The sequence below is a fragment of the Ktedonobacter robiniae genome (assembly GCF_016587375.1).
GTDB lineage: Bacteria > Chloroflexota > Ktedonobacteria > Ktedonobacterales > Ktedonobacteraceae > Ktedonobacter > Ktedonobacter robiniae.
The window spans coordinates 1,705,627-1,720,598 of record NZ_BNJG01000003.1; the positions used below are offsets into that span (position 1 = coordinate 1,705,627).

Here is a 14,972-nt window from a genome sequence, read left to right on the forward strand (position 1 = left end):
CGCCTGTCCGCTCACCAGTATGCTTTCTAATGTGTAATTTATACCTTTTCATTTGAAAGGTGCAGAAAAGGAGAAGTCGTATGTCATCACTTGAAGGTCAGTTACAAGCCCCCAGCCGCAAATGAGTGCAGAGGCCGTTGTTGAACTGATGCGGCTTTGTGAGCAGAATGGTATTGAGATCTTTGTTGATGGGGGCTGGGGTGTCGATGCGTTGCTGGGGAGACAAACGCGCCCACACGCGGACTTAGACATAGCTCTCCAGCACAAGGATGTCCCGAAGCTTCGCGCGCTGCTTGAGGCACGCAGTTATAAAGATGTGCCTCGTGATGATACGCGGGATTGCAACTTTGTGATGGGCGATGATGAGGGACACGAGGTAGATTTTCACTCCTACACGTTTGATGCTCACGGAAAACTTGTCTTTGGCCTGGAGTACCCGTTGGCTTCCTTGACTGGCAGTGGGTCCATCCAGGGCTACCCGGTGAAATGCATCTCGCCTGAGTGGCTGGTGAAGTTTCATTCCGGCTACGAACTGGATGAGGATGACTATCACGATGTTTCGCTGCTATGTGATCACTTTGGTATTGCCCTGCCAGCCGAGTACGAGAGGTTTGTCCGCAATAAGCCTGAAAGGAAGCATCCGTGAGCCTTCAACCCTTCAAGCGCTATTTTAGTCTGTTCGCGCGCTATCTCAAGCCCCAGTGGGGGAAAGTCTTGCTTATGTCAGTACTACTGCTCATCAGTATTGGCTTACAGCTTTATAACCCAAAGCTGCTGGGCGACTTTATCAACGCGACGTTACAGCAGGGGCTTGGGCAGGGGCTTGCCTGGCTCGCGTTGCTGTACCTTCTTGTCTCGTTTCTTAACCAGGGGGTCTCAGTCGTCTCGGAGTACCTGTGTGAAAAGGTGGCCTGGACGGCGACCAACCAACTCCGCGCCGATCTGCTGTCCCATGTCTTAACTCTCGACCAGGCCTTTCATAAGCAGCATACCCAGGGCGAGTTGCTTGAGCGCATAGATGGAGATGTCAACGATCTCTCGAACTTCTTCTCGAAGTTTGTGGTGCATATGTTCTTCCATCTTCTGCTCCTGCTAGGGTTGCTGGTTGTGCTGACCTCGATTGATTCGCGCCTGGGCGTTAGCATGGGAGGATACTGTCTGCTGGTTGTGGTGGCGCTGACCTGGATGCGCCGCCCCTCGGTCGAGCGCTGGGTCGTAGCCCGGCAGGCCAGTGCGGAGTTCTTTGGCTTCCTGGGTGAGTCTCTGGCGGCAACGGAAGATATTCGTGCCAATGGTGGCATGAACTATGTATGGCGAAACTTCTATAACCGTTTCTATCGCTGGTATGCTACGACCTGCCATGCTGGCTGGTCGGGAGCCTCGCCCTGGATTATCTCACAGGCGCTCTTTGCTCTGGGAAGGGTCTTGGGGCTGGTCCTGGGCGCCTATCTCTGGAGTATCGGACTGGCCTCGCCTGGCACAGTCTACCTGATTTTTGTCTATAGCTCTCTGCTGATGCAGCCCCTGGACCAGGTGCAATGGCAGCTCCAGGATCTCAACAAATCCGAATCCTGCATCCGCCGTATCGAGGGGCTGTTCGCGACGCGCCAGGCTATCCAGGATGGACCCGGCACAAAGCCAGCCGCTGGAGCGCCCTCGGTGACCTTTGAGCATATCGCCTTTGGTTATAGCCTGGATGAGCCAGTGCTTAAGGACATGACCTTCCACCTGTCAGCCGGGCATGTCCTGGGTATTGTGGGGCGCACCGGCGGCGGAAAAACGACGGTCACGCGCCTGCTCTTTCGGATGTATGATCCGCAGTCCGGCTCGATACGACTCAACGATGTGCCGCTCACGGATATGCGCCTGGGCGAGCTGCGCCAGCGTATCAGCCTGATTACGCAGGATGTACAGCTCTTTGACGCCACGGTTCGCGATAACCTGACGTTTTTCAGGCGTGATATCACGGATGAGCGTATTCTTTCGGTGCTGGAGGAGATTGGTCTTTTGCCCTGGTATGCCTCGCTTTCCCAGGGACTGGAGACCATGCTGGGCGCGAGTAGCGCTGGCCTCTCAGCTGGCGAGGCGCAATTGCTGGCCTTTGCGCGGGTGTTCTTAACCGATCCAGACCTGGTAGTGCTCGACGAGGCCTCTTCGCGTCTGGATCCTCTGACGCAGAAGCTTATGGAGCAGGGCATGGCGAAGCTTTTTGCCAACCGGACGGGTATTGTTATTGCGCACCGCCTGGAGACGCTTCAGCGCGTCGATGATATCCTCGTGATCGAGAATGGTGAGGTCCTGGAGATGGGTTCACGGGCCGACCTGGTGGGCAATCCAGACTCACACTTTGCACGCTTGCTACAACACGTTGATGGAGCCATATACGCATGAAGACATATCGATTGCTCGGGGCTTTGACTCGTTACCGCCTTTTTTACAAAGTCAGGATGGTCATTGGCTCCTTTATCAATCATGGCACAATGGTGATGTTTGGCTTGCTGCTCCAGCAGCTCTTTGATACGCTCTATCAGAAGCCCCACTTTGATGCCGCCCTGGGACTGCTCCTGCTGACCCTCTTTGGGCTTATCCTGGTCCAGATGGGTATTCAATTTATCGGCTTTGATAATACCTTGAAGGTGCATTACCCGGTGCGTGGCCTGCTGTGCCGCAACGTCATCGCGCAGATTTTTCAACTACCCGGTGCGCGGGCCGTCAAAGTGACGCCAGGGGAGGCGCTCAATACTCTGCGCGATGACACGGAGATCGTGGCCGATGCGCCGGGTGTGGGCCTGCTTGGAGGCTGGCTCTTCGCCATTGTGGCCATCGTTATTCTCCTGCGCATCAATGCGTTAATCACGCTGCTGGTACTTGTGCCGCTCGCACTTGTCATCGTCATCGCCCAGGCATTGATGAAGAGTATGGAGAAGTATCGCAAGGCCAGCCGTAGCGCCACCGGCAAAGTCACGGGCTTGATCGGTGAGATCCTGGGCGCGACGCAGGCCATCCAGGTCGCGGGCGCCGAGCTGCCCGTCGTCGAGCACTTTCGCCAATTGAGTGATCAACGACTGGTGAAAATGCTGCGTGAGCGCCTGCAAAACGATAGCATCAACGCCGTACTTGGCAACGCAGTCGGCCTGGGAACGGGCCTGGTTCTCTTTCTCGCCGCTCTCAATGCCCATGTCGCACATCTGAGCATAGGTAATATTGCCCTCTTTATCTTCTATATCGATTATATCGCGGGCATCATCTCTGGGATTGGAGCGAGCCTGGGAAGCCTCGCGCAGGTCAGGGTCTCCTTTGGGCGCTTACTGGTCTTGATGCAGGCTCAAGGGCGGGAGCGCAAACTGGTTGAACCTCATCCCGTCTCGCTCAAGAAAGGACCATTGCCGATCAATGAGATGGTTGTAAGCTCTCTTCAGGAGAAGTTGGAGCATATCACAGCTACCGATCTGACCTATCACTATCCAGGAGGTGCGGGAATCGAGGGCATCGACCTGAGTCTGGGGTGTGGAACGCTCACCGCCATTGTTGGGCGCGTTGGCTCAGGCAAGACGACCCTGGTACGCACACTGCTGGGCCAGTTGCCTAGAGAGCGGGGCGAGATCCAGTGGAACGGGAAGCCCGTAGCCGACGCGGCGGCCTTCTTTGTCCCGCCACGCTCGGCCTACACGCCGCAGATCCCTCATCTCTTTAGCGACACCTTGCAGGCCAACATTCTACTTGGGCAGGCCGAGGGACAGGCAGACATCCAGATAGCACTCTCTCAAGCCGTGTTAGACCGTGATGTCGCGGACTTTTCCCAGGGCGTGCAGACAGAGATCGGCACGCGCGGTATGAAACTCTCTGGCGGTCAGGTCCAGCGCACCGCCGCCGCGCGTATGCTGGCGCGCCCGGCCGAGCTACTCGTCCTGGACGATCTCTCCAGCGCCCTGGACGTGGAGACCGAGAGCCTACTCTGGCAGAGGCTCTTCGCCCGGCGCGAGCAGACCTACCTCGTCGCCACCCATCGCCGAGCGGTCCTGCGCCGCGCCGACCACATCCTTGTGCTCAAAGATGGCCAGCTTGAAGCCCAGGGAACCCTGGACCACTTGCTAGTGCACTCCAACGAGATGCGTGCCCTCTGGCACGATGAGCAGGATAAGCACATTGGGGAGTGACTGGCATATCTGTTACATGAAGAAGGGATTTATCTATGTATGACAGAAAAAAGAGCAACCCCTGGCTGCGAGAAAATATTGAGCGCCTGTGCCGTGAGCCAGGAGCGAGACAGCTCCTCAATCTGGAGCGCCAGAATCTGCTGAGTATTGATCTGACCAATTCCGATCTAGCTGATATTCATCGATATTCTACCTGGCATCACTTGTGGAGGCCTACTTGCTCAAAGGCAGTGCCTTTACCTGGCCATCATCGCTGGTATCATTCCCACGCTGCGCGCTATTCCTCTCGTTCACCCCATGCGTATCTCACATATAGCATAACGAGAAATAAGAGATGGAAACATAGCCACCGCAGACGCTTTTACAGTTGAAAAGAGAAACTTTTTCTTGTCAGAAGTAATACCAAAAAGAAGGGAGCTATGCCAGATTGCGTCGATAGGAGATCTCTTCTTTTACTGTGCTAAATCCCAGCTTTCGATAGTCCGCGAGCGTCTCAGGAGCTTCTCCCCAGGCTTTGAGTTCGAGTACTGTTGACTGTTGGAGCAAGAGCCAGCCTATGACAGTCAGGAGGAGCTGAAGCGCCAGGTTGCCCTCACGGTACTGCGTAACAATGCCAGGGGCGTCAATAAGCGCGTTTCGGACTTCTCCTTCTTGTTCGCTCAATGTGGCACGACAGGTAAAGGAAGAAGCGAGACGCCAACAATATTCATCGTCATCATCAAGCTTAATGATCTTACGAGAAGAGGCTTTTCCACCAGATGAGGAACCAGAGAAATTACCGTTGGATAGAGGGGACCCTCACTCAAGCCAACGAGCAGGCCGAAAACCACTCATCAGTATGCTTGCAAAAGACGGGGTGAGATGTCGCTCGTTGAGTGCAAAGCTGTATAACCAACTACTCAAAACACCGTGCAGGCCTGCCTGGGATGCGATAAACACTCCAATGAGCCACACCTGTGGGCTCGCGAGTGTCGCCAACCACAACGTGTGCCCTTGCTTCTGGATGCTTCGAGCATTACTTACTAAAGGCCCGACGGTTGCCGGAGTTAAATGGTAAAAGACCATGAGATCAGGCAGGATGATTCCCCATGCTCCTGATTGGAAACCAAACAAAAATAATCCCAGAAAAGCAGAGCCAATCAGAAGCCGCTGGGGAGGAGAAAGTGACATTTCAGTTCCTTTCATTATCTACAGAAAGAGCAAGGCTAGGAAATAGAAGTATAGATAAAAAGAGGTGGTTTTTCTATGGTAAATGAGGGTCAGTTCTTGACATCAAGCACTGGAGCACGCTTTTTTCTCTAGAAAGGAGGGGAAGGATCAGGATACTTATGAAGAGAGTGAATTTCAAAGCAATTGTTTATCACTCCAGGTGACTGCAATCGATGGTAGCTGTTTAGGAGCGACACTAACAGTAATGTAAAACCTTCAAGTTCCTTTAGAGGCTTCTCCAGATTTTCCTTCTGCTCTCTACTATGTGATCTAGGAACCAGAGCTTGAATATGGCACTGTTGGTATCCATCGCAAACGCTACACGTTGTCCTGAGTCTCCAATTGGGCATGAGTGTTGTACAGTAGAGATGTGATCAAAGCAAAGTAGTCAGGAAAGGATCAATACTCATGAATGAATCTGAGATCAGCCAGTATATCATTGGGACATTTGAGGGCGTAGATGTGGTGGTTGCTTCGGGCGACAGCTTCTTCTTCTACAACCCGGATAGTAACGTACCACCGGATCACAGGTTTCCGTTTGTGACACTTGTGACCAGCGATATCAATGACCAGTTCTCTAACCTCAACCGCCCGACGGTCTTTCGCTTGAACATCGGCATTAGCAAGCAGACGTTTCGCTCGCTCTTTGGCGAACTCTCGCATCCTTCCGGCAGAGACAGCGCGGCGATCAGCGGCGAAAACTCTAGCGACTACGACTTCACTGCCCTGGATCAAATAATGCCTCACCCTGTGTATGGCCGAATGCTCTGGGTGTGCGTGCTCAACCCAAGTGAGGAGACGTTTGAAACGAAAGTGCGGCAGCTTCTGGCCGAGGCGTATGACCTGGCGGTGAGCAAGCATAAGAGACGGGTAGCTCGCAGGTAGGCTCCAACCGGAGAAGATGAAACCATATGTGTAGTTACCTCTTTCATCTTTTTGGAAAAGAATGCGCTTGCAACCCATTCTGTGCCTGAGCATAAGATAGGGATGTGGAGGGTGCTGGCTGCTTGCAACAGCCAGCACCCTCCACATCCCCTATTTGGCGCCGCTACCTCTCACGAAGTGGCCGGGGGTCGCGCCAGTGTGCTGGCTGTCGCGGATGACGCGCATGCCGTTGACCCAGACGTCGCGCACGCCGGTGGAGAGCTGGTGGGCATCCTCGAAGGTGGCGCGGTCGGCGATGGTCTGGGGATCAAAGAGGACTACGTCAGCGTAGTAGCCGGGGAGGAGCAGTCCTCTATCTCTCAGGCCCAGGCGCGCGGCGACGGAACCGCTCATCTTGCGAATGGCCTCTTCCAGGGTCAGGTGCCGCTCCTCGCGCACATATTTGGCCAGGACGCGGGGATAGGTACCGTAGGCGCGTGGATGCGTGGGACCGTGCGGTCTCGCCCAGGTGGGATCGACGCCGCCCGCGTCCGTGGAGATCTTGACCCAGGGCTGGCGCAGGCCGAGTGCCACATTGGCCTCGTCCATACTAAAGTAGATGGTGAAGATACGCTGCTGCTCTGAGATCAAGAGGTCGATCACGGCATCGATCCAGTGCTGACCGCGCATCTCGGCGATCTCTGAGAGGCGTTTCCCCACATATTGCTGGTTCTCGGGCCGCTCGAAGCCGATGGGCATGACGCCCTCGGGACCGATGCCATGCGCCTGGGCCTCCCAATCGCCCGAGGGATTAAGCACCTCGGCGCGTACCCGCTCGCGTACAGCGGGATCGCTGAGCCGCTGGTACATCAAGCCACCCTCGGCCAACCAGGGCGGGAGCACCGAACTCAGGCCAGTTCCCGAGCCAGGATAGGGATACATGTCCGCCGTCACATCGATGCCAGCCTCGCGTGCGCGCTGGATACTTTCAATGGCGAGCTGCATTTTCTGCCAGTTGTGGCTGCCACTGGCCTTGAGGTGATAGATCTCGACGGGTACGTTGGCCTCGCGCCCAATGGTAATGGCCTCCTCGATGGCCTCAAGCAGTTGCTCGCCCTCGGAGCGCAGGTGTGTAACATAGATCCCACCGTATAGCCCGGCGACCTTTGCGACCTCGATCAGCTCTTCGGTCGAGGTATACGTATCGGGAGGATAGATCAAGGCGTAGGAGACGCCAAAGGCTCCATCCTCCATAGCCTCAGCCATCACGCGGCGCATACGCTCCAGCTCATCCTGTGTAGGATCACCCATGCGCAGGCCCATGACATACTCGCGCAACGTGCCGCCACCCAGGAATGATCCCACATTGGGGGAGACGCCGCGCTCAACCATCGCCTCAAGCCAGTGGCGAAAGCGTGTCCAGGCCTTTGCCGGTTCGATCCACTCGCGTACCAGCTCACGCTCCTGGGGTGAGAGATCGACGAAACTATCCGTAATCTGGCCTCCCACAGGCGCCGGGGACCAGCCTTCGCCCATTATCTCTAAAGTGACCCCTTGCGTGATCTTGGAGAGGTCGCGTGGATCGCGCATAAGCGGCACATGCGAGTGGCTCAGGATATCGATAAAGCCAGGACTGACAACCAGCCCCTCCGCGTTGACAACCTCGCGCGCCCTCGCGGGCGAAATATGGCCGGTAGGCGCGATCTCTTGAATGCGCTCCCCGGTGATTGCCACATCTCCATAGAACCACGGATTCCCCGTGCCATCAACGATCTTAGCCCCGCGAATCAAGGTATCTATGCCGCCAGTGCTCATGTTTATCCTCCTTACATGAATGCTTGTGCGCCAGTAGCGCTCGCTCTCTTGCTACAAACCATTGTAGCATTTTAGGAAGGGAAGGCGCCTACCAGGCAGTTTTCGATGCACCCAACTTTGCCACTGTACTGCCACACCTGCTCCATGTTGGTTCGCTTCTTGCCTGAAAGTTCCATAAGTAGCAGTACCTTACGAAATTTGTCATACTTTGTAAAGTTTGCTTGACAAATTTATAATTATCGTTTACATTATGACAAGGAAACTTGACATTTTGACGAGCCTGCTCGACAAAGCTAGAGATTGTAATTGAGCGAGTAAAGAAACCATCATCGAGAAAGTATGGAGAACTATGAACAAACCAGCGAGAAATACATATCTTAAAATACTCTGGCTACCACTGGCTGTGTACATAATCGTCCTGATCATTTCGGCTGTATTAATCAACATCAGCCCCACTTCGGCGTGGTGGCGTATCCCGTTGGCGCTGATTCCGGTAGTGCCAGCGGCTTTTGCCATGTTTGCCTATATGCGCTTTATTCGTCGCATGGACGAATTGCAGCGCCACATCCAACTTGAAGGACTGGCTTTCGGCTTCGCAAGTGTGGGCCTTCTAACGTTCAGCTATGGCTTTCTGGAAAACATCGGCTTCCCCCATGTGAGCTGGATTTACATCTTCCCCTTGATGCTAGTACTCTGGTGCATAGGGAGCGCGCTTGCCGCGCGGAGGTATCGATGAATAATAAGTTAAAAGTGCTTAGAGCGATGCATAACTGGTCGCAGGCTGACCTTGCCGAGCGCTTGCAGGTCTCGCGACAGACGGTGAATGCCCTGGAGACTGGCAAGTATGATCCCAGCCTTGCGCTCGCGTTCAAGATCGCACGTCTCTTTGAGATGTCGGTTGAGCAAATCTTTGATCCTGAACTCGAGCAAGAGAACAAAAAGGAGAGCTAGCATAAAGGGCTGGATGGATGTGGAGAGCAAGTAGCCTTAGTATACGTGAAACACGCCTGGCGTGTGCTAGCTCTAGTTCTCTTTGTACAAAATAAGACAGAGAGATAACTTGAAAGCATGAGGAAAAGAAGCATGTTATCGAAAAATATTACACTGTCAAACGTACAACATGACGGGCGTAAGACAATCTTGGCACAACCTTCACTCGTCGTTTACTTCGTGCTGGCATATCTCATCTCATGGCTGCTTTGGCTGCCATTGATAGTATCAAAAGGCGGAGGTATCGGCCTCCTACCATTCTCTATGAGTTCCGACGCTTCTGCATTAGATGTCCTGGGTGTCATTTTGCTAGGCTCATGTGGGCCAGCAATCGCCGCCTTAATTATGAGTGCCGTTGTGGAGGGAAAAGCTGGTGTGCTCCTTTTACTGCGGCGCATAATCCGTGTGCGTGCAGGTATCCAGTGGTATATGCTGGCCCTTTTCTTGCCCATCGTGGCAAGTGTAGTGTATTACCTACCGCTGGGACCTCTGGATGTGCTGAAGCACCTGTTCAGCACACAAGGAGCATTGGGATTAGCCTTTTACATCGTTGCCGTCCCGGGTGGCATGGTGCTTGGCTCCCCGCTAGGTGAAGAGGTGGGATGGCGCGGTTTCGCTCTGCATCGTCTGCAAAGGCGCATGGGTCCACTGGCCAGCAGCCTCCTCCTCGCGCTCTTGTGGGCCTGCTGGCATCTACCACTGGCCGCCTTCACCGTCTGGGGAGCACAATTCCGAGTAATCGGTCTCCTGCCTGGCTTCATACTTTATATACTGACAGTTGCGGGTTATACCATTGTCATGACCTGGTTGTTTAACAATACGCGGGGCAGTATCTTCCTGGCGATTCTCTTCCATTCCGCTGTTGACACCGTTCCAACGCTGTTCTTTGTAGCGTATCCACAATTGAACAACAAGCTGGGTGCAACCGGTGCGAGCAGTAACGGATCAATGTCAGCAATCCTCGTCTCACTAGCAGGCGTAGGAGCCTGGCTGGTGATCGTCGGAATTATCCTGGTAGCGACCAGAGGGAGGTTATCCTACAAGCCTGGCCTTGAGAAGGATGTTCAGCCATCCATTGATGAGCCAGTCGTCGATGATGAGATGGTTGCCTCAAGGTAGAATTGTGGGCTGGCATGACCCAGGGCATTTACCACTGGCATTCTCTTCTTCTCGTCAAGCGCCTGTAGGCGCTGAGAAGTCTGTGTGTTGGATTAGTCATCTTTTCCTATAAGGCAGTGCATGCTGGCATGGGCCCTCTAATTAAGAACAGCTCGTTCCGCGATTGTGCTATGATGTGCTTGTATTTTAGAATATAATTGCCTATTTGCTTTGACTGGGTGCTAGAGAAGAGAGAGTGTCTATGCCACGAGCAAGCGTACAAATTCGTGTCCCTTTCCCCGATGTTGATAGTTCGAGACGCATCCATTTCACGGCCATGCTGCGCTATTTTGAGGTCGCTGAACATGAGTTGATGCGCGCAATTGGTTTCCCCTATGCGACCGCGCTATGGGGTGTGGCCTTCCCTCGGGTCCATGTGGCCTGTGATTTTCGTGGGGCGGTGCGCTATGATGACCTCCTGAGCGTGGAGGCGTGGGTGGCACATGTGGGACGTAGCTCGTGGAAGGTGGCCTTTACCGCGCGCGCGCTGCAAGAGGTCGCCTCGGAGCTACAGGTAGGCGATATTGTGGCCGAGGGGGAGATCGCGATTGTGTGTATGAATCCAAAGAGCGAGCGCGCCCAGCCTCTCCCCGAGGAGCTACGCCAGGCGCTTGAGAGGGAGTAATGGATAAAGGAGGGAACCTGTATGGCTCAGCCCGAAGAGCAATTAGAGCTAGTGAAGCCAGATGTCAAGTATGCGCAGACCTACCTGGCGATGATCGATGCTCATTTTTCCAGCGGCGAGGAGTATAACTATAACAATATGTGGTTGGCACGCGAAGACTTTGCCGCCTTTGTGCGTGAACTGGAGGATGAGGCGCAGGGCATCGACTTGCTCGCTGGTCTACCCAGGCAACAGACCTATTTTCTGCTCAAGGATGGCGAGCAGATCATTGGCGAGATCCGCTTCCGCCCGCGCCTGGAGGAGCCTTACGAGAAGCTTAATGGGCATGTCGGCTACAATATTCACCCCGCTTACCGGGGGCGAGGGTATGGCACGCGCCAGCTGGCCTTGCTCCTGGAGGAGGCGCGCCAACTGGCTCTGCCCGGTGTCTCCATGACGATTGAAGACGAAAACCCCTCCTCTGTGCGCGTGATCCAGAAGAATGGTGGTCGCCTGCTGCGCGTGGTGGAGAATCCCCCCTCGATTCGCATTGAAGAGGAGAACGGGGAACTGGTGGTGAAGGACACCACCAACGAGGGCGAGCGCTGCGCCCTCTGGTGGATTGACCTATAGATAGTATTAGCTTGTGTGGCGGGCTTTGTAGCGCCTGCGGAGCCAGATCGCACCCGCGACAATGCCTAGTAAGGGGACGCCCACGACGCCACCTACGCAGGCGGCACTTTTCACATAGGTGAGCGTGCAGTCCGGCGGCGGCGAGCTATAATTCAGGCTGATATAGGGGCTGACGGGGTTGAGGTTGGCTTTGGGCGCCAGAATGGGATCGATCCGCATGTGATCAGGGGTGAAGCTGGTATAGAAACGCGTAAGGTAGGCGTTCTCAGGCATTTCTTTGAGGTAGCTGCCAAGCGCGTATGGGCCGACTGGTTGGGCGTACTCAGTGACAAAACCGTAGCCTCCTGCCTTCTGAATGGCGGTGTCTACGAGCTGGTAGTAGTTTGCGCCAGGATTGGGCGTGGAAGTGATTTGATTCTGGTCAATATGAATGTCCTGGTAGTTCTGGGGCGCAAAACGCTCGTTGGCCAGGATCGAGACCTCCATATTCATTCGCGTATTGATGTCGGTGGCCGCCAGGCGAATAGGGATCATAACCTGTTTCATGACCATAGGGAAGGTGATCTTGACAGGTGCGATACTGGTCGTGTCCGCTTTGGCCTGGAGCCTCATGGCAAGGAAATACATGTTTTTCGCCACATAGGGCTGGATAAACTGCTGCGTGCTGGCCGGTACCGCGTACTGGTGAGCTTGTAGCCAGCTGGTAAGCGCCCCGGCGTCACCCGATTTAATCACATCGTAGGCGAAAGGGCCAACCGCTCCGCTTCCATAGACGTTGACGTTGGAGCTACTCGTCGTATTAGACGCGCCTGCTCCCATACCGCTATAGTGTGGCCGTGTTATATCCGCGTAATCGCAGGTGCGGGCAGCAGGTACGACAAACCTGGGAGCAGTAAGCTGTTCCAGCGAGGTGAAGAGGGCTTGCGGCGCCTGGTCTACGCTGGGCACAACGGGTACAGGGAGCACCCAGGCGAAATCCTGGGCCTTCCCTTGATAGCGTATCTGCTCATACAGGGTCGTGCTATGCGTGCCAACAGTAATCAGGAGCCTCTCCGTATCCTGGTTGACCCTTGCCTGGTTTGTACTGGCAAAGAGCCCGCCGCACGCGAGCGCGGAGGCTGGCAGGAGCAGCAGGCAGCACAGCGCGAGCGAGAGGGGCGCGAGGAGTCGTATGAATTTCAGCATAGTTTAGAATGCGGAATCCTTTCTATGGACCATATCTATGGGACATAAGAGGTTTCATGAAAAGAGACGCTGCTGCAGGGCTTTTTGTTCCTCATGGGGGGTGGCTTTAGAGATATGTGGTGCCTGGAAGATCTGGCGATCTGGTAGGCGCACCGCTGTCAGTGTGCCGCTGCGATAGGCTCCTGTGTCGACGCAGATCTTGTTTGGTTCGACGAGTGGCCTGGCTAGCTTCCAGTGACCAAAGACGACGAGCTTGCCCCAATCGTAGTTACTTTTCAGGAAGCCCCTTGGTCCCCACATCTTACGCGCGGCGGGCGTCTCCTCGAAGGGTTTGCCTGGCAAGACGCCCGCGTGGACGTAGTAGGCGAACTCGTCCTCGTACTCCAGACGGGTTTCCTCCAGCCAGTAGCCTATCTCGGCGGGCATATGTCTCCTGTTGGCCCTCCACAGGCGGCGCGCGCTCTTCATGTTGGGGGCGCCAAGAAACTCTGAGCCATTCCAGCACTCCAGCCAGGCGTCCTCATGATTGCCCCGGAGAAAGACGCATAAGGGATGCAGGCGCTGGAGCCTCCGCAACGCTCGTATGGTGGCGAGGGAATCCTCGCCCTTATCCAGATAATCCCCCAAAAAGACCAGTGTGTCCTGTGGATGCAGGGGCAGGAGTTGCAATAAACGCATGAGGAGAGTAATTTCTCCATGCACATCGCCAATGGCATAGGTCACAGGGGGCGCGCCCAGGTCGTTGCGCTCAGCCCTAAATAGGGCCTCTTCCACCGAGGGATAGGTACGCTCTCTTACAGGTGACAGGAAGCCTGCCACCCTGAGTGCCAGGGCCTTCAGTTTTCGCGAAATAAAAGTTATCACAGTGAATTAAATCAATGCTTTGGGCGGGTAAGGGATGTGGTGACGGTGTGGCGAAGCCACACCGTCACCACATCCCTTACCCGCCCAAAGATCTATGCCTGTTCCTCTTTGTATTTCTGGATGAGGTCGGCGTACCAGAGGCCGCTGTCTTTGATGATGCGGCGCTGGCTGTCATAGTCGACATAGATGATGCCGAAGCGCTTGCTGTAGCCCTCGGCCCATTCGTAGTTGTCTAGCAACGACCAGGTGAAATAGCCCTGGACGGGTGCGCCCTGCTCGATGGCGCGCACGATGCCCTGGAGATGCCCTTGCAGGTAAGAGAGGCGGCGTGGATCGTGTACGTGCTCGCCACCATCCCACTGGTCGCGGAAGGCCGAGCCATTCTCGGTGACGTAGAGTTTGGGCAGGGCATACTCTTTATGCAGGCGTACCAGGAGTTCGGAGAGGGCGTTGGGATAGACCTCCCAGCTCATCTCGGTATAGCTGGCACTGGGAATGGGAGCAACCAATTGGCAGGCATCGGCCAGGGGCGCGGGCTCGGTGCCACGAATGACACTGCGGGTATAGTTATTGACGCCCAGGAAGTCGATAGGGGCCGATATAATCTCCAGGTCGCCGTCCTCGATGGGAGGGGCCTGGAGCGCCATGTTTTTAAAGAAGTCTTCGGGATAGCTGCCGCGAACGATTGGATCGAGGAACCAGCGGTCACTGAAGGCGTCGTAGTGTGCCAGGTCGCGTAGGGTCTCGGGTCGGTCGTCGGCGGGATAGCCAGGGGTAAAGTTCAGGGTAATGCCGACCTGGGCGTCGTTGGTGACGTGGGCGCGGATACGTGGCAGGGCGAGGCCATGTCCCAGTAAGAGGTGGTGGCCTGCGTCCAGCGCGCTCTGACGATCCTGTACGCCGGGCGCGTGAACGCCATTGCCATAGCCTAGATAGGCCGAGCACCACGGCTCATTGAGGGTAATCCAGCCCGCGACGCGGTCGCCAAGCCGCCGGGCCACAATTTCTGCATACTCGGCGAAGGCGAAGGCTGTCTCGCGGTTGCGCCAGCCACCCTTATCCTCCAGGGCCTGGGGGAGATCCCAGTGATAGAGGGTCGCGAAAGGTTGGATGCCCTTGCTGAGCAGGGCATCAACCAGGCGCTCGTAGAAATCCAGCCCACGGGGGTTGACGTCTCCGTGTCCCTGGGGCAGGATGCGCGGCCAGGCGATGGAGAAGCGGTATGCGCCCAGGCCCAGGCGCGTCATGAGCGCGATATCTTCGTCTACGCGGTGATAGTGGTCATCGGCGACATCGCCATTATGGCCCTGGTAGACCTTGCCGGGGGTCGCGGCAAAGGTGTCCCAGATCGAGGGACCGCGACCATCCTCATGGGTCGCGCCCTCAATCTGGTAGGAGGCCGTAGCGGCCCCCCAGAGGAAATTAGCCGGGAAGAGCTTTGCCAGGCTGAGCTGTGTTTGTTCGGAGTTGCTGGTTGTCGTCATATCTATCCT

15 protein-coding genes are annotated in these 14,972 nt (G+C 55.5%); 9 read left to right on the forward strand and 6 right to left on the reverse strand.

Annotation, left to right across the window (positions count from 1 at the left end; translation table 11 throughout):
• The first annotated feature begins 121 nt into the window (after positions 1-121).
• From JMJ04_RS39880 to JMJ04_RS39890, 3 genes are read left to right on the forward strand one after another with little or no spacing between them, the layout of a single operon-like run.
• The gene (locus JMJ04_RS39880) at positions 122-646 is read left to right on the forward strand and encodes a nucleotidyltransferase domain-containing protein (RefSeq protein WP_201375917.1); all 525 of its coding nucleotides are present in this window, start codon (positions 122-124) and stop codon (positions 644-646) included.
• Entirely contained in the window at positions 643-2,391 is a 1,749-nt protein-coding gene (locus JMJ04_RS39885; RefSeq protein WP_236038913.1) for an ABC transporter ATP-binding protein, read from the forward strand. The genes JMJ04_RS39880 and JMJ04_RS39885 overlap by 4 nt, the downstream gene beginning before the upstream one ends.
• Positions 2,388-4,157, forward strand: coding sequence for an ATP-binding cassette domain-containing protein (locus JMJ04_RS39890; protein WP_201375918.1), 1,770 nt, complete (start codon positions 2,388-2,390; stop codon positions 4,155-4,157). Before JMJ04_RS39885 ends, JMJ04_RS39890 begins: the two co-directional genes overlap by 4 nt.
• 417 nt (positions 4,158-4,574) lie before the next feature.
• Here the strand turns inward: JMJ04_RS39890 and JMJ04_RS39895 are convergent, their stop codons facing one another.
• Positions 4,575-4,820, reverse strand: a complete 246-nt coding sequence (locus tag JMJ04_RS39895) for a hypothetical protein (protein ID WP_201375919.1) — start codon at positions 4,818-4,820, stop codon at positions 4,575-4,577.
• A 135-nt stretch (positions 4,821-4,955) separates the two neighbouring features.
• Positions 4,956-5,327 (reverse strand): hypothetical protein, encoded by a 372-nt coding sequence (locus tag JMJ04_RS39900; RefSeq protein WP_201375920.1) that lies wholly within the window; start codon positions 5,325-5,327, stop codon positions 4,956-4,958.
• A gap of 447 nt (positions 5,328-5,774) precedes the next feature.
• Between JMJ04_RS39900 and JMJ04_RS39905 the strand changes: the two genes are divergently transcribed.
• Positions 5,775-6,251 carry a DUF6194 family protein gene (locus JMJ04_RS39905; protein ID WP_201375921.1) on the forward strand — a complete coding sequence of 159 codons (477 nt, stop codon included), beginning with the start codon at positions 5,775-5,777 and terminating at the stop codon, positions 6,249-6,251.
• A gap of 150 nt (positions 6,252-6,401) precedes the next feature.
• Here the strand turns inward: JMJ04_RS39905 and JMJ04_RS39910 are convergent, their stop codons facing one another.
• On the reverse strand, positions 6,402-8,045 hold the full coding sequence (locus JMJ04_RS39910; protein ID WP_201375922.1) for an N-acyl-D-amino-acid deacylase family protein: 1,644 nt from the start codon (positions 8,043-8,045) through the stop codon (positions 6,402-6,404).
• Between the two features lie 349 nt (positions 8,046-8,394).
• On the opposite strand from JMJ04_RS39910, the gene JMJ04_RS39915 reads away from it, so the two are divergent.
• From JMJ04_RS39915 to JMJ04_RS39935, 5 genes are all read left to right on the forward strand, one after another.
• Entirely contained in the window at positions 8,395-8,781 is a 387-nt protein-coding gene (locus JMJ04_RS39915; RefSeq protein ID WP_201375923.1) for a hypothetical protein, read from the forward strand.
• Positions 8,778-8,996 (forward strand): helix-turn-helix transcriptional regulator, encoded by a 219-nt coding sequence (locus JMJ04_RS39920; protein WP_201375924.1) that lies wholly within the window; start codon positions 8,778-8,780, stop codon positions 8,994-8,996. The genes JMJ04_RS39915 and JMJ04_RS39920 overlap by 4 nt, the downstream gene beginning before the upstream one ends.
• Before the next feature lie 132 nt (positions 8,997-9,128).
• Complete coding sequence (locus tag JMJ04_RS39925) at positions 9,129-10,154, forward strand: CPBP family intramembrane glutamic endopeptidase (RefSeq protein WP_201375925.1); 1,026 nt, start codon at positions 9,129-9,131, stop codon at positions 10,152-10,154.
• Between the two features lie 241 nt (positions 10,155-10,395).
• On the forward strand, positions 10,396-10,818 hold the full coding sequence (locus JMJ04_RS39930) for an acyl-CoA thioesterase (RefSeq protein ID WP_201375926.1): 423 nt from the start codon (positions 10,396-10,398) through the stop codon (positions 10,816-10,818).
• A gap of 21 nt (positions 10,819-10,839) precedes the next feature.
• A complete protein-coding gene (locus JMJ04_RS39935; protein WP_201375927.1) occupies positions 10,840-11,430 on the forward strand; it encodes a GNAT family N-acetyltransferase in 591 nt (196 codons plus the stop codon).
• A 6-nt stretch (positions 11,431-11,436) separates the two neighbouring features.
• On the opposite strand, the gene JMJ04_RS39940 is transcribed toward JMJ04_RS39935, so the two are convergent.
• The 3 genes from JMJ04_RS39940 to JMJ04_RS39950 all read right to left on the reverse strand — a co-directional run bounded on the left by JMJ04_RS39940 (position 11,437) and on the right by JMJ04_RS39950 (position 14,963).
• Positions 11,437-12,615: a DUF2330 domain-containing protein gene (locus tag JMJ04_RS39940; RefSeq protein WP_201375928.1), complete on the reverse strand. Its 1,179-nt coding sequence runs from the start codon at positions 12,613-12,615 to the stop codon at positions 11,437-11,439.
• Positions 12,616-12,669: 54 nt separating this feature from the next.
• Entirely contained in the window at positions 12,670-13,479 is an 810-nt protein-coding gene (locus tag JMJ04_RS39945) for a metallophosphoesterase (protein WP_201375929.1), read from the reverse strand.
• 92 nt (positions 13,480-13,571) lie between these two features.
• On the reverse strand, positions 13,572-14,963 hold the full coding sequence (locus JMJ04_RS39950) for a GH1 family beta-glucosidase (RefSeq protein ID WP_201375930.1): 1,392 nt from the start codon (positions 14,961-14,963) through the stop codon (positions 13,572-13,574).
• Positions 14,964-14,972: the final 9 nt, after the last annotated feature.

Excerpts from the sequence above, each read along its gene's own strand:
- JMJ04_RS39880 (WP_201375917.1), top strand. The coding sequence starts at position 122 with ATGAGTGCAGAGGCCGTTGTTGAACTGATGCGGCTTTGTGAGCAGAAT.
- JMJ04_RS39890 (WP_201375918.1), top strand. The coding sequence starts at position 2,388 with ATGAAGACATATCGATTGCTCGGGGCTTTGACTCGTTACCGCCTTTTT.
- JMJ04_RS39900 (WP_201375920.1), bottom strand. The coding sequence starts at position 5,327 with ATGTCACTTTCTCCTCCCCAGCGGCTTCTGATTGGCTCTGCTTTTCTG.
- JMJ04_RS39905 (WP_201375921.1), top strand. The coding sequence starts at position 5,775 with ATGAATGAATCTGAGATCAGCCAGTATATCATTGGGACATTTGAGGGC.
- JMJ04_RS39910 (WP_201375922.1), bottom strand. The coding sequence starts at position 8,045 with ATGAGCACTGGCGGCATAGATACCTTGATTCGCGGGGCTAAGATCGTT.
- JMJ04_RS39915 (WP_201375923.1), top strand. The coding sequence starts at position 8,395 with ATGAACAAACCAGCGAGAAATACATATCTTAAAATACTCTGGCTACCA.
- JMJ04_RS39920 (WP_201375924.1), top strand. The coding sequence starts at position 8,778 with ATGAATAATAAGTTAAAAGTGCTTAGAGCGATGCATAACTGGTCGCAG.
- JMJ04_RS39925 (WP_201375925.1), top strand. The coding sequence starts at position 9,129 with ATGTTATCGAAAAATATTACACTGTCAAACGTACAACATGACGGGCGT.
- JMJ04_RS39930 (WP_201375926.1), top strand. The coding sequence starts at position 10,396 with ATGCCACGAGCAAGCGTACAAATTCGTGTCCCTTTCCCCGATGTTGAT.
- JMJ04_RS39935 (WP_201375927.1), top strand. The coding sequence starts at position 10,840 with ATGGCTCAGCCCGAAGAGCAATTAGAGCTAGTGAAGCCAGATGTCAAG.
- JMJ04_RS39940 (WP_201375928.1), bottom strand. The coding sequence starts at position 12,615 with ATGCTGAAATTCATACGACTCCTCGCGCCCCTCTCGCTCGCGCTGTGC.
- JMJ04_RS39950 (WP_201375930.1), bottom strand. The coding sequence starts at position 14,963 with ATGACGACAACCAGCAACTCCGAACAAACACAGCTCAGCCTGGCAAAG.